Source organism: Stenotrophomonas sp. SrG (genome assembly GCF_050031795.1).
Classification (GTDB): Bacteria; Pseudomonadota; Gammaproteobacteria; order Xanthomonadales; family Xanthomonadaceae; genus Stenotrophomonas; species Stenotrophomonas rhizophila_A.
Map to the genome: position 1 here is coordinate 128,187 of NZ_JBNBBE010000002.1, position 17,199 is coordinate 145,385.

Sequence of the window (17,199 nt, forward strand, 5' to 3'; positions counted from 1 at the left end):
GCCGAACGGAGGGAAGGCGCTGCAGCGGCCGGCGGTCAGAGCTTGAAGGTCTCTCCAAGGTACACGCGGCGGACGTCTGCGTTTTCCAGGATCGCGTCTGGTGCCCCCTGCGCCAGTACGCTGCCTTCGTTGAGGATATACGCGCGGTCGCAGATTCCCAAGGTTTCGCGCACATTGTGGTCGGTGATCAGTACCCCGATGCCACGCTGCTTGAGGTGCAGCACGATGCGCTGGATTTCGCCGACCGAGATCGGGTCGACGCCGGCGAACGGCTCGTCGAGCAGGATCAGGCGCGGCTTGGCGGCCAGCGCACGGGCGATTTCGCAGCGGCGGCGCTCACCGCCGGACAGGCTGGCGCCCAGCTGGTCGGCCACGTGGTTGATCTGCAGCTCGTCCAGCAGCGAATTCAGCTCCTTCTCGCGGCCGGCCTTGTCCAGGTCCTCGCGCAGTTCCAGCACCAGGCGCAGGTTGTCGGCCACGGTGAGCTTGCGGAAGACCGACGGTTCCTGGGGCAGATAGCCCACGCCCTGCTTGGCGCGGGTGTACATGGGGTCGGCGGTGATGTCCTTGCCGTCCAGCACGATGCTGCCAGCGTCGGCCTCGACCAGGCCCACGATCATGTAGAAGCAGGTGGTCTTGCCGGCACCGTTGGGGCCGAGCAGGCCGACCACTTCACCGGCTTCCAGGGTCAGCCCGAATTCCTTCACCACTTCGCGCTGCTTGTAGCGCTTGCGCAGTCCTTTGGCGACGAGCATTACTTCTTGCTCCCGGCGGTGGGGACGGTGGCCTTGGCCGGGGCAGCCGCCGGCTTGGCGGCCGGGGCGGCACCCTTGTTCTTGGGCGGGATGACCGTGCGCACGCGCTGTCCGTCGCCGCCGCTGTTCATCTGGCCAGTGGCGGTGTTGTAGGTCATCGTGCCACCCGAATTGGTGCCCTGCGCGCTCTTGACCGTGTAGTTGCCGGTGAGCACGATGATTTCCTTCTTGATGTCGTAGTCGATCTTGTCGGCCTGGGCTTCCATCCAGGTGCCGTCATCGAGCTGCTGTTTCATCTTGGCCTGCTTGCCGGTGAACACCGCACGCACCGCTTCACCGTCCTTCATGTGGATGTCGGCCTGGGCGGAGCGGATGTCGAGCGTGCCCTGGGTGATGGTGACGCCGCCCGACAGGGTGGTGACGCCATCGCCGACCAGCGTTCCGGACTGTGCCCCGGCGTCGATGGTCATTTCCTGGTTGCGGTCGGAGGTCTTGGCCTGCACGCCGACGGCGGGCACCATCAGGCTGAGGGCGAGGGCAACAGCGTGGAGGGTTTTCATGACGTGGGGCTTTCCTGCCGGATTCGGGGAAACGGCCAAGGCCGTTGTTGAAGTGTGGTGGCGCATCACTGACGGGGCGTGTAACGGCTCTTGACCTGGCTCAGGAACTGGTAGGTCTTGTCGCTGGAGTTCAGCGCGAAGCCGACGCCGGACTGGGTCATGCCCGGTCGGGTCAGGGTCACCAGTCCATCGGAGGTGGCGCGATTTTCCTTCGGGAACACGTCCAGCTGCTCGGTGCGGAACGTGGTCGGGGGAATGCTGGGCACCCGCGGGCTGTCGCCGCTGACGTTGCCGGTCAGCCGCAGCTTGTCGCCGGTGGCGCTGACCCAGCCGGTGTCGCTGCGCAGTTCCCAGTGGTTGCCGTCGCGGTCGGGCAGCAGGAACAGCGGGGTCTGGATGGTCATGGTCTCGTCGCTGCGGGTGCGTTCCAGCAGCGGTGCGCGCAGGGTGGTCGATTCACGGCCCTGCTCGTCCAGCGCGATGATCTGGAAATCGTGCAGCACGTAATCCTTGCTGGCATCGTCGCCCGCCACGATCTCGGCCTTGTCGCGATCGCGCAGCAGGGACCAGCCGCTGAACAACGCAGCCACCAGCAGCAGGCCAACCAGTGCGGTACGCCAGTTCATGCGCCGAACCTCGCCAGGACAGCATCCACGTGGCCCTGCGCGGCCAGCAGCACGTCGCACAGCTCGCGTGCGGCACCCCGGCCCCCGTCCAGACGGGTCTGCCAGTGCACGCGTTCGGCAATCCAGGGATGGGCATTGGCCGGCGCCACCGCCAGCCCGACCGCGCACAGCGGGGCCAGGTCGGGCAGGTCATCGCCCATGAAGGCCACCTGGTCCAGGCCGATGCCGTGCTGGTCGCACAGGGCGCGCACGCTGGCCAGCTTGTCGCCGACCGCGATCTGGGTGTCGATACCCAGGTCGGCGCCGCGCTTCTGCGCCGACAGGCTGTTGCGCGCGGTGATCAGCACGGGGTGGATGCCGTGCTGCTGCAGCAGTTTCAGGCCAAGTCCGTCCTGCACGTAATACGCCTTGCTCTCGTTGCCATCACGGTCGTAGTAGAGCCGACCGTCGGTGAGTGTGCCGTCCACGTCGAAACAGGCCAGCCGGATACGGCCGGCAACGGCATGCAGGTGGGACGGGAAACCGGGCAGCGGGGAGTAGGGCATCAGGAGCGCAGGTCAGCTGAATGGAGGAGTGTCACTGTGGTTTAAACCACCCGGGCCCGCAACAGGTCATGAATATTGAGGGCGCCAACCGCGCGGCCCTCGCCATCGACCACGATCAGGCCGTTGATCTGCTGGGTTTCCATGACCCGGGCCGCTTCCACGGCCAGCTGGTCGGCGCCGATGGTACGCGGGGTGCGGGTCATTACGTCGACGATGCGCGCGCTGCGCACATCCAGGTCGCTGTCCAGGGCGCGGCGCAGGTCGCCGTCGGTGAACAGACCCACCAGGCGCTGGCCGGCATCGACCACGGCGGTCATGCCCAGCCGCTTGCGGCTCATTTCCACCAGCGCCTCGCTCAGGCTGGCGTTCTCGCCCACCTGGGGCAGCTCGTCGCCGCTGTGCATCACATCCGTGATGTGCAGCAGCAGGCGCCGGCCCAGGCTGCCGGCGGGGTGCGAGCGGGCGAAGTCGTCGGCGGTGAAGCCGCGCGCGTCCAGCAGGGCCACCGCCAGCGCATCGCCCATCGCCAGCGAGGCGGTGGTGCTGGAGGTCGGGGCCAGGGCCAGCGGGCAGGCTTCGGCCGGCACGCTCACGTCCAGGTGCACGTCGGCGGCCAGCGCCAGCGACGAGCCGGGGCGGCCGGTCATGGCGATCAGCCGGTTGCCCTGGCGCTTGAGCACCGGCAGCAGCATCAGCACTTCGTCCGACTCGCCCGAATAGGACAGGGCCAGCACCACATCGGCCTCGGTGATCATGCCCAGGTCGCCGTGGCCGGCCTCACCGGGGTGCACGTAAAACGCCGGGGTGCCGGTGGAGGCGAGCGTGGCGGCGATCTTGCGGGCCACATGGCCGGACTTGCCCATGCCCGTGGCGACCACCCGGCCGCGACTTTCCAGCACCAGCTGGCAGGCCTGGCTGAACCCCTCGCCCAAGCGTTCGGCTACTGCGGCAAGGGCATCGCGCTCGATCTCGAACACGCGGCGGCCGCTGGCAACCAGCGCGGCCGGGTCGGCCGATGAGGGGGGCAGGGGCGATACAGCCATGCGGGCGCCACGCGGAAGAGTAGAATGAGCGCACATTTTATTAGGAAAGCCCGTTGGACGCCGAGACCATCCGCAAATTGATCGAAGACGGCCTGCCGGGCGCCCGCGCGGACGTGCAGGGCGATGACGGCGTGCATTTCGAGGCCACCGTGGTGTGCGACGCCTTTGCCGGCAAAATGCCGCTGGCGCGCCACCGGATGGTCTATGCCACCCTGGGCGATCTCATGGGCGGGGCGATCCACGCCTTGGCGCTGAAGACGGTGACCCCGGCCGAAGTGGCCGGTTGATCGCCGAAGTACCCGTTGCCTTCGACCATCCAGCCGACCAACGGTCGGCGCTACCACACCCCAAGTAGACTCCATGGCCAAGATCGTAGTGACCGGCGGCAAGCCGCTGCACGGTGAAGTGAACATTTCCGGCGCCAAGAACGCCGTCCTCCCCATCCTGTGCGCGACCCTGCTGGCCGATGCGCCGGTGGAAATCACCAACGTGCCGCACCTGCATGACGTGGTGACCACGGTGAAGCTGCTCAGCGAGCTGGGGGCCAAGGTCACCATCGACCAGGGCACGCTGTCGCGCGGCAGCGCGATCGTGGTCGACCCGCGCCCGGTCAACCAGCATGTGGCCCCGTATGAGCTGGTGCGCACCATGCGCGCCTCGATCCTGGTGCTGGGCCCGCTGCTGGCCCGCTTCGGCGCGGCCGAAGTGTCGCTGCCCGGCGGCTGCGCGATCGGCTCGCGCCCGGTCGACCAGCACATCAAGGGCCTGCAGGCGCTGGGTGCGGAGATCGTGGTCGAGAACGGCTTCATCAAGGCCCACGCCAAGCGCCTGAAGGGCGCGCACTTCACGTTCGACATGGTCAGCGTGACCGGCACCGAGAACGTGTTGATGGCCGCGGTGCTGGCCGAAGGCACCACGGTGCTGGACAACGCGGCGATGGAGCCGGAAGTCACCGACCTGGCGCACTGCCTGATCGCGCTGGGCGCGAAGATCGAAGGCCTGGGCACCGCCCGGCTGGTGATCGAAGGCGTCGAGCGCCTGTCCGGTGGCCGCCATGAAGTGCTGCCCGACCGCATCGAAACCGGCACCTTCCTGGTGGCCGCGGCGATGACCGGCGGCAAGGTCACGGTCAACCGTGCCCGCCCGAACACGATGGACGCGGTGCTGGCCAAGCTGGTCGAAGCCGGTGCGAAGATCGACACCACCGACGACAGCATCACCCTGGACATGCAGGGCAAGCGCCCGCGCGCGGTCAACCTGACCACCGCGCCGTACCCGGCGTTCCCGACCGACATGCAGGCGCAGTTCATGGCGCTCAACTGCGTGGCCGATGGCGTGGGCGTGATCAACGAAACGATCTTCGAAAACCGTTTCATGCACGTCAACGAACTGCTGCGCCTGGGCGCGGACATCCAGGTTGAAGGCCATACCGCGATCGTGCGCGGTGCCGATCAGCTCAGCGGCGCGCCAGTGATGGCCACCGACCTGCGCGCGTCGGCCTCGCTGATCCTGGCCGGGCTGATGGCCGACGGTGACACCACCATCGACCGCATCTACCACCTGGACCGCGGCTACGAGAACATCGAAGAGAAGCTGTCGTCGCTGGGCGCCACCATCCGGCGCATCGCATGATCCTGCGCGGCCAGTTCACCCGCCGCCGCAAGGCGCTGCTGATCCTCGTGCTGGTGGTGCTGGGCTGGCTGGGCTATGCCTGGTATGCCGATATCGCCATCACCCAGGGCCTGGAACAGCAGGACATGGACTGGAATGGCGATGGCACGGTCAGCCGCACCGAGGTGCTGCAGGCGTTCTATGCGGTCGGGGTGACCACGACCGTGGAAGGCAACCGCCATTGCCGTTCGTTCTACTGGCGCAAGACCGGCGAGCAGATCCGCGTGGACTGCAAGACGGTGTTCCAGGCCGAAACACCGGCGAAATGAAAAAACGCCCGCAGTCGCGGGCGTTTTTTTTGTATCGACCAACGGTCGTTACCTACCGGCGATGCCGCCGGCATGTATCAATGCCGGTGGTAGGTACCGACCGTTGGTCGGTACCTGCGCAATCACTTGAACGATTTGATGGTCAGGTCCAGCGCGTCCTTGCCGCCTTCGCGCTGCAGCAGCCGTACCGGCACCGGCATGTCCTTGGTCACCCAGGCAATCTGTTCCTTGTTGCCGTCCACACGGGTCACCTTGGTGGCGTTGTAGGTCTTTCCGCCCACGGTCACGTTCTCGGTGCCCGACACCTTGTAGGTCATCGGCTTGATCCGGCCTTCGTCGACCATGCGGTAGGTCAGCGGCTTGCCTGCGGCGAAATCACGGGCAATGGCCAGGTTGATCAGCAGCGCGTCCATGTCACCCACCTTCAGCGCGACCGGTCCGGCACGGTCCGGCTTGATGTCGCCCGTCCAGGTAGCCTGCTTCTTCGACCAGTCATAGTTGGCTTCCACGTTGCGCTTCTTGACCAGCACCATCGAACGATCCCGGCTGCTGAGGGGGCGCAGGGCGCCATTGGCTTCCTCGAACGTGGTGTTCTGGCTCAGGGTCGCCAATTGGTTGCTGACATCCAGGCTGTACTGCCACTTGTTGCCGTCGATCTGCTTGAGGGTCATCTTGCCGGGCGCCTGCATGCCCATGTAGTTGGCCTGGTACTCGGCGGTAAATGGCTGCAGAGCCATGGCCGGCAGGCTCGCTACGGCCAGCGCGCCGGCTGCGATCCAGGACAGGGGGCGGGTCGGAATGCTCATGCTCAAACTCCTTGGTATTCGATCAGGCGCAGGTCGATCCGATCCTGACCGTCTTCGCGTTGCAGGATGCGCACCGGGGTGGGAACCCCGTTGGCGATCCAGAGGATGGTTTCATCGTTGCCGCCGTTGGTGCGATACACCCGCAGCGCGTTGTAGGAAAGCTCGCCGACCTCGACGTTCTCGGTGTCCGGTGCGGCCTGGTAGTCATGCTGGCGCACCCTGCCCATGTCCGCATAACGGTAATGCATCTGCCCGCCCGGGCGCGCATCGCGCATGATCGCAAGATTCAGCAGCAGTGCGCTCTGGTCGCCCGGCTGCAGCGGAACCGGCTGGGTGCGTTCCTTCTTCAGGTCGCCCACCCACTGTGCGGTACCGGTCTTCCAGTCGTAGGTGCCGGTGACCTTCTTGCCCATGAACAGGCCCTTGCGCACGGTCGCCTGGCTCAGCGGCACATAGGTGGCGCCGTGCTTCTCGAACACAGTGCTCTGTTCAATGTTCAGGCCCAGCACGCTGGCAAAGCCGCGCCGGCCCACCACCTGCATGTCCACGCGCCACTGGTCGCCACCGGTGTGGGTGACGCGCATGGTTGCATCGCCGGCTTCCTTGCCCTTGTACAGGGCCTGGTAGGTGGCGGTGAACGGCTCCAGCGCGGGTGCCTCCCAGGTACTGGGTGGCGGCAGCACCGGCAGTTCCGGCGGGGTGGGTTCCTGCGCCTGCGCGATCGCCATCGTGCACAGCAGGGAGGCGAGCAGCACCAGCGGTTTGGACAGAGTGGTTTTCATGCGCGCGCGGATGCGGGGGATAGGGGAGGATGCCAGCGGCCGGGTCAGCGGCGCGTGTGCGCCGCAGTCAGGGGGCCAGCTGTCCGGCGCAATCTAGGCGCAGGGGACTGAACAGGGGGTGGCCGTCAAGCGCCAGCTGACCGTCGCGTTCAGTTACGCGGCCGGCCACCAGCCACTGCAGGCTGGCGATCAGCAACGGGTGCTCCACCGCCAGCACGCGCTGGGCCAGCTGTTCGGCGGTATCGCCGGGCAGCACCGGCACCCGCGCCTGGGCCAGCACGGTGCCGGCGTCCAGTTCGGGCACCACGAAGTGCACGCTGGCGCCGGCTTCGGCATCGCCGGCCTCCAGCGCGCGGGCGTGGGTGTGCAGGCCCTTGTACAGCGGCAGCAGCGACGGATGGATGTTCACCAGCCGGCCGGCAAAACGCTGCACGAAGTCTTCGCCGAGGATGCGCATGTAACCGGCGCAAACCACCCAGTCGGGCGCGAAGCCGGCCAGCGCGTCGCCCATAGCGGCATCGAAGGCGGTGCGGTCGGCGAAGTCCTTGGGCGAGCGCGCCCAGCGACGCTCTGGCGCGACTTTCTGGAGTGCCGAGGCCTCCGGCTTGTCCGACAACACCGCAACGACTTCGGCGTCGAGCGTGCCGGCCGTGATGGCATCGATGATGGCCTGCAGGTTGCTGCCACGACCGGAGGCCAGCACCGCGATGCGGCTGCGCGACCCTGCGGACGCGGTGTTGCCGGCCGACGTCATGCCGCGACCGCGCCGTCCGTGGCAGCAAAGCTGGCCACCACTTCCGGGCGCATCAGCACGATCAGGGCGTACACGCCCAGCGCGATGCCGAGCGCGCCGGCCAGGCAGGCCGCACCGGCGGCGATCTTGCACAGCTTGTGCGAACGGCGTTCGGCCATGCGCCGCGCGCCGAGGATGTTCAACGTACCCAGACCGGCGAAGATGGCGCCGGCGCCGACCATGATCGCCGCCAGCAGGGCCGGCTGGGCGTTGGGGTTGGCGCTGTTGCTTTCGCTGATGTAGCCGCCGGCGGCGCCCAGCAGCAGGATCGGCACCAGCAGCAGTTCCAGCACGCCCAGGATGTAGAAGAGGATCTTCAGGGTATGCAGGTGCGAGGCGACCTGATGCGGTGTCCAACCGCGCGGGAAGTTCAGCGGCGGGGGTGTGGAAGACATCGGCAGGCCTCAGGCGTGGGCAGTGGGGGAAGCGTCGAAGGCGGCCTTGACCGCCGGCCGCAACAGCACGATCAGGGTGAACACGCCCAGCACCGTGCCCAGCGGCATACACATGCACGACAGCGCGGCCACCACCAGGCACAGCGTATGCCGGCGCTGGCGGGCCAGGCATCGCCCTGCGTACGCCATGAAGCCGGCCAGGGTCAGCCCGCACAGGATCACGAACGATCCGATCCCGATGAACATCCAGCCGAACAGCCGGGTTTCATCAGGCGACGCCGCCCCGCCATTGCTTTCAATGGGCATCGCACCGCTCAGCGCAGCGATGCCGATGCCCACATGGATCAGCGGAAACAGCGAGAACAGCGCGGTCAGGCCGGCCACGACGTAATGGAAGATCGACAGCAGCCTCAGGTGCGAGGCGTCTTCCAGTGACAGCGCAGGGGCGGGAGGGAGCGGTGCGTCCATGCAGGTCTCCTTGGCCGGTCAGCCGATCCGCACGCGTTCGGTGCCGTCGGCCGTGGTGACCTTGCCGATGGTCCACTGCGCCAGGCCCTGGGCCTCGACGGCGGCGGTCACGCTGGCCACCTGGTCCGCGGCGACGATCAGCACGAAGCCGATGCCGCAGTTGAAGGTGCGCCACATTTCGCTGTCGGCCACCGCGCCTTCCTTCTGCAGCCACTGGAACACCGGCGGCAGGGTCCAGGACGAGGCGTCGATGTCCAGGCCCAGGCCGTCGGGCACCACGCGGATGATGTTCTCGGTCAGCCCGCCACCGGTGATGTGGGCCATGCCGTGGATGGCCGCGCCATGGGTCTTGAGCAGGGCCAGGATCGGCTTCACGTACAGGCGGGTCGGCGCCATCAGCGCATCGACCAGCTTGACCCCGCCTTCCAGTTCCAGGTCGGCCGGCTGGCCGGCACGGTCATAGATGCGGCGCACCAGCGAGTAGCCGTTGGAATGCGGGCCGGACGAGGCGATGCCGATCAGCACGTCGCCCTCAGCGACGCTGGCGCCGTCCTTCAGCTCGCTCTTTTCCACGCCGGCCACGGTGAAGCCGGCCAGGTCGTACTCACCCGGGGCATACATGTCGGGCATTTCCGCGGTTTCGCCGCCGATCAGCGCGCAGCCGGCCTCGGTGCAGCCGTTGGCGATGCCGCCCACGACCGCCGCGGCGGTGTCGATGTCCAGCTTGCCGGTGGCGAAATAATCCAGGAAGAACAGCGGCTCGGCGCCCTGTACCAGCACGTCGTTCACGCACATGGCGACCAGGTCGATGCCGATCGTGTCGTGGCGGCCCAGCTGTTGTGCCAGCTTCAGCTTCGTGCCAACGCCATCCGTACCCGACACCAGCACCGGCTCGCGGTACTTGCTGGAGAGGTCGAACAGCGCCCCGAACCCGCCCAGGCCACCCATCACCTCGGGCCGGAAGCTGCGCTTCACCAGCGGTTTGATGCGCTCGACCAGTTCATTGCCCGCGTCGATGTCGACGCCGGCGTCGCGGTAGGTCAGGGGGGAGGGGTTGGACGGGGAATTGGTCACGGGCGTCGGCGCTGCGCTGGGGTGAAAGCGGGATTTTAACAGGCCACGTTGGCGCGCAGGCCCTATTCGGGCAACAATTCCCCCCGGATACGCTCAATGGAAGTCCTGATGCGCCGCAGCCTCTTTGTAATGATGTTCCTCGCGCTGTGCCTGCCGGTGGCCACGATGGCCCAGAGCGGCCTGCGTACCGAAGGCGACGTGGCCACGGCCAGCGGGGCCTACGAGGCCGAAGTGCCGGTCAACAGCCAAGGCGAGTCCGACCGCAACGGGGCCTTGGCCCGCGCGCTGGGCAACGTGCTGACCAAGCTGTCGGGCGACCGCAGCGTGCTGTCCCGCCCGGGCGTGATGCAGGCCCTGCGCGATGCGAAGAACTACGTGGCCAGCTATGACTACCGCCAGGACCAGAGCACCTCGGCCAGCGGCGCCCCCAGCTACCGCACCATGCTGGTGGCCCGGTTCCGCCAGGACGACGTGGACGGGCTGATTTCCGCGCTGGGCCTGCCGCTGTGGCCGCAGCCGCGGCCCAAGCCGGTGGTCTGGCTGGCCATCGATGACGGGTCCGGCCCGCGGTTGGTCACGGTGCAGCAGGCCAATGCGGCCCGCCCGTTGCTGAACCGGGCCATCGAGCGTGGCTTCAAGCTCGGCCTGCCGACCGGCAGCGCCGCCGAGCAGGCCGTGGTCGGCGCGATCTGGCGCCAGGACACCGCGGCCGTGGCCCGCGCCTCCTCGCGCTATGCCCCGCCGATGCAGCTGGTCGGCAAGCTCTACCGCGACAGCACCGGTGGTTGGGTCGCGGACTGGGTGTTCGTGGACGGCGGCAAGGAACTGAACAAGTGGACGGTCAAGGACAGCGACGCCCGTCGCGCGATGTCCAGCGGCGCCGACGGCGCGGCTGACGCGCTGGTCAAGCGCTACGCCAAGGCCGGTGCGGCCACCGGCGCGGCCGGCACCTACACCATTGCCGTGACCGGGGTGGACAGCGCCGAGGACTACATGCGCCTGGCGGCCGGCCTGCGCGAGAACCCGGTGGTGCGCAACATCACCCCGCTGCGCGCCTCGGGCAACCGCCTGGAGCTGTCGCTGGAGATGACCGCCGGCCTGGCCGGGCTGAACCGCATGCTGGGCGAGAACGGCGTGATCGTGCCGCTGGCCCCGCTGCCCGTGCCTATCGACGAAGACGCGGCCCCGGGCACCCCGCCGCCGCCCGCCAGCAACGAGTACCGCCTGCGATGATCCTCACCCCGGAAGCCGAGATCGCGCAGTTCCTGCGCCGCGTCAAGTACATCCTGTTCGCGCTGGCGGTGGGTTGGGTGGTGTGGCTGCTGGCCCCGATCCTGACCCCGTTCGTGCTTGCCCTGGCGCTGGCCTGGCTGGGCGACCCGCTGGTGGACCGCATCGAGGCCAACGGCCGCTCGCGCAACACCGGCGTGGTGCTGGTGTTCGTGGCCATGGTGCTGGTGATCACCGCCGCGCTGCTGATCCTGGTGCCGATGATCGAACGCCAGATTTCCACCCTGATCGCCGCGATTCCGCAGGCCCAGCAGTGGCTGATGGAGAAGGGTATTCCGTGGTTCGAGCAGAAGACCGGCATGGAAATCATGCCGTGGCTGGAACCGGATCGGCTGATCGAATGGGTGCGCAGCCATTGGGAACAGGCCGGCGGCTTCGCCAAGACCTTCTTTGGCTACGTGTCGCGCTCCGGCTTTGCGATGGTGACCTGGGTGGTCAACATCCTGCTGCTGCCGATCCTGGCGTTCTATTTCCTGCGCGACTGGGACAAGCTGGTCGAGCGGGTTGCCTCGACCATTCCGCGCAACCATGTGGGCACCATCACCAAGCTGGCGCGTGAATCCAACGAAGTGCTGGGCGCGTTCATCCGCGGCCAGTTCCTGGTGATGGTCGCGCTGGGGCTGATCTACGCCATCGGCCTGTCGCTGGTGGGCCTGAAGCTGGGCCTGCTGATCGGCCTGATCGCCGGCCTGATCAGCTTCATTCCGTACCTGGGTGCCACCACCGGCATCGTCATGGCGGTGCTGGCCGCGCTGGTCCAGGCGCAGGGCTTCGACCTGAAGCTGCTGATCCTGGTCGGCGTGGTGTTCACCGTGGGCCAGCTGCTGGAAAGCTACGTGCTCACCCCGCGCATCGTGGGCGACAAGATCGGCCTGCACCCGGTGGCGGTGATCTTCGCGGTGATGGCCGGTGGCCAGCTGTTCGGCTTCCTGGGCATGCTGCTGGCGCTGCCGGTGGCGGCGGTGAGCAACGTGCTGCTGCGCTATGCGCACCTGCGCTATCGCGAGAGCGAACTGTATGCCGGCGAGAAGACCGCGATCGTGCTTGATTCGTACATCGACAAGCCGACCCTGATCGTCGATGCGCCGAAGGGCCCGGACCTGAAGTGAGCGTAGTGCCGCAGCTGCCGCTTGCCCTGCGTTACCCGCAGGACGAGCGACTGGAAACCTTCATCGGCGCGCCCGATGGCGCGCTGGCGCAGCTGCGCGCCATTGCCGTGGGCGACGACCCGCACTGGGTATACCTGGAAGGGGCGGCCGGCACCGGCAAGACCCACCAGGCGCTGGCGATGTGCTCGCTGGCCGAACAGGCCGGGCGCCAGCCGACCTACCTGCCGCTGAAGGCGGTGGTGGGGCGCACCCGCGCTGCGCTGGAATCGCTGGAAGGCCGCGACCTGGTGGCGCTGGATGGGCTGGATGTGGTGGCCGGCAACCGCGACGACGAAGTGGCGCTGTTCGATTTCCATAACCGCGCGCGCAGTGCGGGCATCACCTTGATGTACACCGCGCAGCACGCGCCGGACCAGCTGGGCCTGGTGCTGCCCGACCTGCGCTCGCGCCTGCAGCAGTGCGTGCGCGTGGTACTGCAGCCGCTGGATGACGAAGGCCGCGCGGCCGTGCTGCGTGAGCGCGCGGCGCGGCGGGGGTTGTCGATTGATGAGGCGGCCATCGAGTGGCTGCTGACCCGCACCGGGCGCGAGCTGGGCAGCCTGGTGAGCCTGCTGGACTGGCTGGACCGGGAGTCGCTCGCCGCGCAGCGGCGCATTACCGTGCCGTTTCTGCGGCAGGTGGTGGAAGAAGGGTCGCACCGGTTGTGATGACGCGCGGCTTCGGCCGTGGTCATGCGTCTGTCGCACCGATGGGCGGTATCGGCGGTTGATCGGAATCCAACCCTACCGCAGGGTTGCGTCCAGATCTGCCAGGCGTTCTGGTGTGCCTACGTCGGTCCACCTTCCTCGATGGTGTTGTCCGGTTACGCGGCTGCTTGCCATCGCGTGGCGCATCAGCGGGGCCAGGCCAAACTGTGGCGGAGTTGCAGCTGCGCCTTCGGTGCTGCCGATCACGCTGCGCCATCCATCGAGAATCGACGGGCGAAATACTCCCACGCCCGCATACGTCAGCCGCGGTGCGTCGCCGTCGTCACTGACCGTGCCATCCGCGCGCAGGATGAAATCCCCGCGCGGGTGCTGCACCGGGTTGTCGACCAGCACCAGGTGCGCATCGCCCTTTGGTTGCCGTGGCAACGTGGCGACATCCACATCGGTCCACACATCGCCGTTGATCACCAGGAACGGCGCATCGCCCAGCAGTGGCAGCGCATTGAGGATGCCGCCACCGGTCTCCAGCGGCACCGCGCCTTCGTCGATGAAGTGCAGGCGCAGGCCCCACCGATCCCCATTGCCCAGCGCGGGTTCGAACTGGTCGCCCAGCCACGACGTGTTGATCACTACCTCGTTGAAACCGGCCGCCGCCAACCGCTCCAGGTGCCACACGATCAGCGGTTTGCCGCCTGCCACCAGCAACGGCTTGGGCGTGGAGAGCGTGAGCGGGCGCATGCGCTCGCCCTTGCCGGCGCTGAAGATGATCGCCTTCATGCGCGGCTGGACACCGGCAATGCCAGCGCGGCCATCGCCGGCTTGATCCGTTCCTGCAGCAGGGTGTTCAACCCGGCCAGTTCCGGATGGCGCGGCAGCACTTCATCCAGGTAGCGGATGAAACGCGGCGCGTCGGCGAAATAGTGGCCCTTGCCGTCGCGGTCGCGCAGGCGTACGAACAGGCCCAGGATCTTCAGGTGGCGCTGCACGCCCATCCAGTCGGCATCGCGCAGGAACTGCGGCCACGGCCGCACTGGCAAGCCTGCCGCCAGCGCCTGCGCGTGGTAGCGCGCCAGCCAGGCATCCACGCGCGCCAGCGGCCAGCTCAGGAACGCATCCTTGAACAGGCTCACCGGGTCGTAGGCAATCGGTCCACGTACCAGGTCCTGGAAATCCAGCACGGCCGGGCCGGGTTCGGTCGGCATCAGGTTGCGCGGCATGAAGTCGCGGTGGGTCAGCACCTGCGGCTGCTGCAGCGCGTTGTCCATCAGCCGGCGATGCGCCAGCTGCAGCGTTTCAAGCTCACCGCAGTCCAGCTGCAGGCCCAGGTGGCGCTGCAGGAACCACTCGTCGAACAGCCCGGCATCGCGCTGCAGCAGGGCCTCGCCGAACGACCCCATGCCCTCGGGAACGGGGATCTGCTGCAGGCGGATCAGCTGCGCGAAGGCGGCATCGAACCACGCGTCGGCGTTGGCGTCATCGATGTGCCGGGCCAGGGTCGGGCCGCCGAGGTCTTCCAGCAGCAGGAAACCCTGTTCCTCGTCGCGGGCCAGCACGCGCGGTACGCGCACGCCGTTGGGTTCCAGCAGGTCATGCATGCGCAGCCACGGGCGTACATCCTCCAGCCCTGGCGGCGAATCCATCACGATGTGGCTGCCGTGCACGCTGGTGGCGCGCCAGTAGCTGCGGAAGCCGGCGTCCACCGACGCGCGGTCCAGGTGCAGGTCGGGGTCGCCCAGCGCGGCGCAGGTCCACTGCCGGCGAAGCTCGGCGCGCAGCGGGTCGGAAGCAGGATCGTTCATGGACAGGTACGTCGAAGCGGCGCCCTGCGGCGCTCGGGAAGAAGGGGGGAAGTGCGTTCAGCGCTTGCTGCTGAACAGGCGGAGCAGGGCCAGCACCGCGATTGCACCCAGCAGCGCGCCGATGAAGCCGGCCGGTTCGCCGCGCGCATACCAGCCCATGTACTGGCCGAACCAGCCGGCCACCAGTGCGCCGACGATGCCCAGCACGATGGTCAGCAGGCAGCCCATGCGGTTGTTGCCGGGCATCACGAAGCGCCCGAGCAGGCCGACCACGAAGCCGACCAGGATGATGTAGAGCCAGCTGGTGCTGCCGAACAGACCATTCATTGCGCTGTTTCCCGCAGAAGATTGACGCAGCCTACCAAGGGCAGGCTGCGTCCGTCATCGTCGCTGTCAGCAGCAGCCGTGGCCGCCGTGGCGGGTGCCGCTGTCGGCGGCCACCGGCGAACCGCTGGTTTCACCGCGCAGGCTGGCCGCGTAGTGCTCGCTGATCACCTTGGACACGCACGAGGTGACGCGCTTGCCCATCGGGATGTGCAGGAACTCGTTCGGGCCGTGCGCGTTGGAATGCGGGCCGAGCACGCCGGTGATCATGAACTGCGCGCCGGGGAACTTCTCGCCCAGCATGCCCATGAACGGAATCGAGCCGCCTTCGCCCATGTACATCGCCGGCTTGCCGAAGAAGGTCTGGCTGGCCTCGTCGATCGCCTGGGTCAGCCACGGCGCCATCGCCGGGGCGTTCCAGCCCGAGGAGGCCTTTTCCAGGTCCAGCTTCACTTCCGCGCCGTTCGGCGGGTCGCGCAGCAGGGCTTCCTTCAGCAGCTCACCGCAGGCCTTGCCGTCGGCGGTCGGCGGCAGGCGCAGCGACAGCTTCACCGCGGTATGCGGGCGCAGCACGTTGCCGGCCGAGGCCAACGGCGGCATGCCGTCTACGCCGGTCACCGACAGCGCCGGGCGCCAGGTGCGGTTGAGCACCAGTTCGGTGAGGTCGTCGTTCATCGGCTTGAGGCCGTCGACCATCGGGAATTTCTCGAAGATCTCGGTATCCACCACCTCGGCAGCGCGCTTGGCCTGGGCCTGGCGCTCTTCCGGAATCTCCACGTGCATGCCGTCGAGCAGGATGCGGCCGGTCTTTTCGTCTTCGATGCGCGACAGCAGCTGGCGCAGCAGGCGGAAGCTGGACGGCACCACGCCGGAGGCATCGCCCGAATGCACGCCCTCGTTGAGCACCTTCACCGAGAAGTTGCCGCCGGTCAGGCCGCGCAGCGAGGTGGTGCACCACAGCTGGTCGTAGTTGGCGCAGCCCGAATCCAGGCACACCACCAGCGACGGCTTGCCGATGCGGTCGGCCAGGTGGTCCACGTAGGCCGGCAGGTCGTAGCTGCCCGATTCCTCACAGGCTTCGATCAGCACCACGCAGCGCGCGTGCGGCAGGTTCTGTTCCTGCAGCGCCAGCACCGCCGCCAGCGAGCCGAAGATGGCGTAGCCGTCATCGGCGCCGCCGCGGCCGTACAGCTTATCGCCGCGCAGCACCGGCACCCACGGGCCGAGGTCGTCGTCCCAGCCGGTCATTTCCGGCTGCTTGTCCAGGTGGCCGTACAGCAGCACGGTGTCGTCGCCGGTTTCGGCGCCGGTGGCGGGAATTTCCAGCAGCAGCAACGGCGTGCGGCCTTCCAGGCGCACCACTTCGACCTTCAGGCCCGGCAGCTTCTGCGCCTTGGCCCAGGTTTCCATCAGGGTGACGGCCTGCTCCATGTAGCCGTTCTCCACCCAATTGGCGTCGAACATCGGCGATTTGTTGGGAATGCGGATGTATTCGACCAATTGCGGAACGATCTCGCTGTCCCACTTTTCACTGACGAATTGGCCGAGCTTGGCGCTGTCCATCTGGTACTCCGAATGCATGTGGCTGATCCCGCCATTCTACGCCTGAGCAGGGGGTAGGGATTTCCCTACACCACGTCAGGTATTTAGCTGGCTGTGTGAAGGTGATGTGGACGATAGGCTGTGTGTATGTGGCGAGGGACACTGACTGCTCCGACGGGATGCCGGCAGCGGTCGGTCCGACGTCACAGGGAGCTACACGGTGGGGCCTTGGTTTTCGTGGAAGGCGCTTGCGCTGGCACTGCTGTTGACCGGAACCGCTTCGGCGGCCGACCGCATCAACATCAATACGGCAGATGCGTCGACGCTGCAGCAGGGATTGACGAACGTAGGGCCCCAAAAGGCCCAGGCGATCGTGGCTTACCGGCGACAACACGGACCTTTCCTCCGGGTCGAGGACCTGGCACGGGTGAAAGGGATAGGGACAGCAACGGTCGAACGGAATCGACGACGGATGACGGTGGGGGCCATGGCGGCGCCCACGGTGGCACCGCCCAGGAGGGCAGTGCCGGCACCCGTACCAAGGCGCTGACACAACAGGATGGGTCGCGACCGGCATGACGCCGGTCACGGTAGCCAGGCAGGAGCCGGCCACCTCGACAGCCGCAGGGACGGGGCACGCA

Annotated in this window: 22 protein-coding genes; 7 read left to right on the top strand and 15 right to left on the bottom strand. The window is 67.5% G+C overall.

From position 1 onward, the window contains the following. Positions 1-35: 35 nt before the first annotated feature. From lptB to ACQG3P_RS02555, 5 genes are all read right to left on the bottom strand, one after another. Positions 36-755 (bottom strand): LPS export ABC transporter ATP-binding protein, encoded by a 720-nt coding sequence (gene lptB / locus ACQG3P_RS02535; RefSeq protein WP_426804099.1) that lies wholly within the window; start codon positions 753-755, stop codon positions 36-38. After that, positions 755-1,315 (bottom strand): lipopolysaccharide transport periplasmic protein LptA, encoded by a 561-nt coding sequence (gene lptA / locus ACQG3P_RS02540; protein ID WP_210131804.1) that lies wholly within the window; start codon positions 1,313-1,315, stop codon positions 755-757. The genes lptB and lptA overlap by 1 nt, the downstream gene beginning before the upstream one ends. A 65-nt stretch (positions 1,316-1,380) precedes the next feature. Then, a complete protein-coding gene (gene lptC, locus ACQG3P_RS02545; RefSeq protein WP_426804100.1) occupies positions 1,381-1,941 on the bottom strand; it encodes an LPS export ABC transporter periplasmic protein LptC in 561 nt (186 codons plus the stop codon). Next, the gene (locus ACQG3P_RS02550) at positions 1,938-2,486 is read right to left on the bottom strand and encodes a KdsC family phosphatase (protein WP_093533331.1); all 549 of its coding nucleotides are present in this window, start codon (positions 2,484-2,486) and stop codon (positions 1,938-1,940) included. The genes lptC and ACQG3P_RS02550 overlap by 4 nt, the downstream gene beginning before the upstream one ends. 41 nt (positions 2,487-2,527) lie before the next feature. Further along, entirely contained in the window at positions 2,528-3,529 is a 1,002-nt protein-coding gene (locus ACQG3P_RS02555; RefSeq protein ID WP_068849816.1) for a KpsF/GutQ family sugar-phosphate isomerase, read from the bottom strand. 53 nt (positions 3,530-3,582) lie between these two features. On the opposite strand from ACQG3P_RS02555, the gene ACQG3P_RS02560 reads away from it, so the two are divergent. From ACQG3P_RS02560 to ACQG3P_RS02570, 3 genes are all read left to right on the top strand, one after another. Beyond that, entirely contained in the window at positions 3,583-3,816 is a 234-nt protein-coding gene (locus ACQG3P_RS02560) for a BolA family protein (protein ID WP_068849819.1), read from the top strand. A 73-nt stretch (positions 3,817-3,889) separates the two neighbouring features. Beyond that, positions 3,890-5,161, top strand: a complete 1,272-nt coding sequence (murA, locus tag ACQG3P_RS02565; RefSeq protein WP_068849822.1) for a UDP-N-acetylglucosamine 1-carboxyvinyltransferase — start codon at positions 3,890-3,892, stop codon at positions 5,159-5,161. Further along, the gene (locus tag ACQG3P_RS02570) at positions 5,158-5,469 is read left to right on the top strand and encodes a hypothetical protein (RefSeq protein ID WP_068849825.1); all 312 of its coding nucleotides are present in this window, start codon (positions 5,158-5,160) and stop codon (positions 5,467-5,469) included. Before murA ends, ACQG3P_RS02570 begins: the two co-directional genes overlap by 4 nt. Before the next feature lie 122 nt (positions 5,470-5,591). On the opposite strand, the gene ACQG3P_RS02575 is transcribed toward ACQG3P_RS02570, so the two are convergent. From ACQG3P_RS02575 to purM, 6 genes are all read right to left on the bottom strand, one after another. Then, on the bottom strand, positions 5,592-6,275 hold the full coding sequence (locus tag ACQG3P_RS02575) for a DUF3108 domain-containing protein (protein WP_426804101.1): 684 nt from the start codon (positions 6,273-6,275) through the stop codon (positions 5,592-5,594). Between the two features lie 2 nt (positions 6,276-6,277). Then, a complete protein-coding gene (locus tag ACQG3P_RS02580; protein ID WP_217538053.1) occupies positions 6,278-7,057 on the bottom strand; it encodes a DUF3108 domain-containing protein in 780 nt (259 codons plus the stop codon). Positions 7,058-7,124: 67 nt separating this feature from the next. Beyond that, positions 7,125-7,811: a phosphoribosylglycinamide formyltransferase gene (gene purN / locus ACQG3P_RS02585; protein WP_426804102.1), complete on the bottom strand. Its 687-nt coding sequence runs from the start codon at positions 7,809-7,811 to the stop codon at positions 7,125-7,127. Then, entirely contained in the window at positions 7,808-8,245 is a 438-nt protein-coding gene (locus ACQG3P_RS02590) for a hypothetical protein (RefSeq protein WP_184125082.1), read from the bottom strand. Before ACQG3P_RS02590 ends, purN begins: the two co-directional genes overlap by 4 nt. 9 nt (positions 8,246-8,254) lie before the next feature. Next, positions 8,255-8,713: a hypothetical protein gene (locus tag ACQG3P_RS02595; protein ID WP_426804103.1), complete on the bottom strand. Its 459-nt coding sequence runs from the start codon at positions 8,711-8,713 to the stop codon at positions 8,255-8,257. A gap of 18 nt (positions 8,714-8,731) precedes the next feature. Then, positions 8,732-9,757, bottom strand: coding sequence for a phosphoribosylformylglycinamidine cyclo-ligase (gene purM, locus ACQG3P_RS02600; protein WP_426804234.1), 1,026 nt, complete (start codon positions 9,755-9,757; stop codon positions 8,732-8,734). 138 nt (positions 9,758-9,895) lie between these two features. On the opposite strand from purM, the gene ACQG3P_RS02605 reads away from it, so the two are divergent. Genes ACQG3P_RS02605 through hda form a run of 3 tightly spaced genes read left to right on the top strand, consistent with a single transcriptional unit; the run spans position 9,896 to position 12,893 of the window. Then, complete coding sequence (locus ACQG3P_RS02605; protein ID WP_426804104.1) at positions 9,896-11,020, top strand: DUF2066 domain-containing protein; 1,125 nt, start codon at positions 9,896-9,898, stop codon at positions 11,018-11,020. Continuing rightward, positions 11,017-12,186 carry an AI-2E family transporter gene (locus tag ACQG3P_RS02610; RefSeq protein ID WP_095363738.1) on the top strand — a complete coding sequence of 390 codons (1,170 nt, stop codon included), beginning with the start codon at positions 11,017-11,019 and terminating at the stop codon, positions 12,184-12,186. Before ACQG3P_RS02605 ends, ACQG3P_RS02610 begins: the two co-directional genes overlap by 4 nt. Beyond that, complete coding sequence (gene hda, locus ACQG3P_RS02615; protein WP_426804105.1) at positions 12,183-12,893, top strand: DnaA regulatory inactivator Hda; 711 nt, start codon at positions 12,183-12,185, stop codon at positions 12,891-12,893. Before ACQG3P_RS02610 ends, hda begins: the two co-directional genes overlap by 4 nt. A gap of 75 nt (positions 12,894-12,968) precedes the next feature. On the opposite strand, the gene murU is transcribed toward hda, so the two are convergent. From murU to ACQG3P_RS02635, 4 genes are all read right to left on the bottom strand, one after another. Beyond that, a complete protein-coding gene (gene murU, locus ACQG3P_RS02620; protein WP_426804106.1) occupies positions 12,969-13,670 on the bottom strand; it encodes an N-acetylmuramate alpha-1-phosphate uridylyltransferase MurU in 702 nt (233 codons plus the stop codon). Next, positions 13,667-14,692, bottom strand: coding sequence for an aminoglycoside phosphotransferase family protein (locus tag ACQG3P_RS02625; RefSeq protein ID WP_426804107.1), 1,026 nt, complete (start codon positions 14,690-14,692; stop codon positions 13,667-13,669). Before ACQG3P_RS02625 ends, murU begins: the two co-directional genes overlap by 4 nt. A gap of 57 nt (positions 14,693-14,749) precedes the next feature. After that, positions 14,750-15,019 carry a GlsB/YeaQ/YmgE family stress response membrane protein gene (locus ACQG3P_RS02630; RefSeq protein WP_093533342.1) on the bottom strand — a complete coding sequence of 90 codons (270 nt, stop codon included), beginning with the start codon at positions 15,017-15,019 and terminating at the stop codon, positions 14,750-14,752. 66 nt (positions 15,020-15,085) lie between these two features. Continuing rightward, positions 15,086-16,579, bottom strand: a complete 1,494-nt coding sequence (locus tag ACQG3P_RS02635) for a M20 family metallopeptidase (RefSeq protein ID WP_093533374.1) — start codon at positions 16,577-16,579, stop codon at positions 15,086-15,088. A 199-nt stretch (positions 16,580-16,778) separates the two neighbouring features. Here ACQG3P_RS02635 and ACQG3P_RS02640 point away from each other — a divergent pair, with 199 nt between their 5' ends. Further along, a complete protein-coding gene (locus ACQG3P_RS02640) occupies positions 16,779-17,108 on the top strand; it encodes a ComEA family DNA-binding protein (RefSeq protein WP_419403619.1) in 330 nt (109 codons plus the stop codon). The last annotated feature ends 91 nt before the right edge of the window (positions 17,109-17,199 follow it).

Bases quoted from the DNA above. Each gene is read 5' to 3' on its own strand.
- lptB (WP_426804099.1), bottom strand. From the start codon at position 755: ATGCTCGTCGCCAAAGGACTGCGCAAGCGCTACAAGCAGCGCGAAGTG.
- lptA (WP_210131804.1), bottom strand. From the start codon at position 1,315: ATGAAAACCCTCCACGCTGTTGCCCTCGCCCTCAGCCTGATGGTGCCC.
- lptC (WP_426804100.1), bottom strand. From the start codon at position 1,941: ATGAACTGGCGTACCGCACTGGTTGGCCTGCTGCTGGTGGCTGCGTTG.
- ACQG3P_RS02550 (WP_093533331.1), bottom strand. From the start codon at position 2,486: ATGCCCTACTCCCCGCTGCCCGGTTTCCCGTCCCACCTGCATGCCGTT.
- ACQG3P_RS02555 (WP_068849816.1), bottom strand. From the start codon at position 3,529: ATGGCTGTATCGCCCCTGCCCCCCTCATCGGCCGACCCGGCCGCGCTG.
- murA (WP_068849822.1), top strand. From the start codon at position 3,890: ATGGCCAAGATCGTAGTGACCGGCGGCAAGCCGCTGCACGGTGAAGTG.
- ACQG3P_RS02570 (WP_068849825.1), top strand. From the start codon at position 5,158: ATGATCCTGCGCGGCCAGTTCACCCGCCGCCGCAAGGCGCTGCTGATC.
- ACQG3P_RS02575 (WP_426804101.1), bottom strand. From the start codon at position 6,275: ATGAGCATTCCGACCCGCCCCCTGTCCTGGATCGCAGCCGGCGCGCTG.
- ACQG3P_RS02580 (WP_217538053.1), bottom strand. From the start codon at position 7,057: ATGAAAACCACTCTGTCCAAACCGCTGGTGCTGCTCGCCTCCCTGCTG.
- purN (WP_426804102.1), bottom strand. From the start codon at position 7,811: ATGACGTCGGCCGGCAACACCGCGTCCGCAGGGTCGCGCAGCCGCATC.
- ACQG3P_RS02590 (WP_184125082.1), bottom strand. From the start codon at position 8,245: ATGTCTTCCACACCCCCGCCGCTGAACTTCCCGCGCGGTTGGACACCG.
- ACQG3P_RS02595 (WP_426804103.1), bottom strand. From the start codon at position 8,713: ATGGACGCACCGCTCCCTCCCGCCCCTGCGCTGTCACTGGAAGACGCC.
- ACQG3P_RS02605 (WP_426804104.1), top strand. From the start codon at position 9,896: ATGCGCCGCAGCCTCTTTGTAATGATGTTCCTCGCGCTGTGCCTGCCG.
- ACQG3P_RS02610 (WP_095363738.1), top strand. From the start codon at position 11,017: ATGATCCTCACCCCGGAAGCCGAGATCGCGCAGTTCCTGCGCCGCGTC.
- murU (WP_426804106.1), bottom strand. From the start codon at position 13,670: ATGAAGGCGATCATCTTCAGCGCCGGCAAGGGCGAGCGCATGCGCCCG.
- ACQG3P_RS02625 (WP_426804107.1), bottom strand. From the start codon at position 14,692: ATGAACGATCCTGCTTCCGACCCGCTGCGCGCCGAGCTTCGCCGGCAG.
- ACQG3P_RS02630 (WP_093533342.1), bottom strand. From the start codon at position 15,019: ATGAATGGTCTGTTCGGCAGCACCAGCTGGCTCTACATCATCCTGGTC.
- ACQG3P_RS02635 (WP_093533374.1), bottom strand. From the start codon at position 16,579: ATGGACAGCGCCAAGCTCGGCCAATTCGTCAGTGAAAAGTGGGACAGC.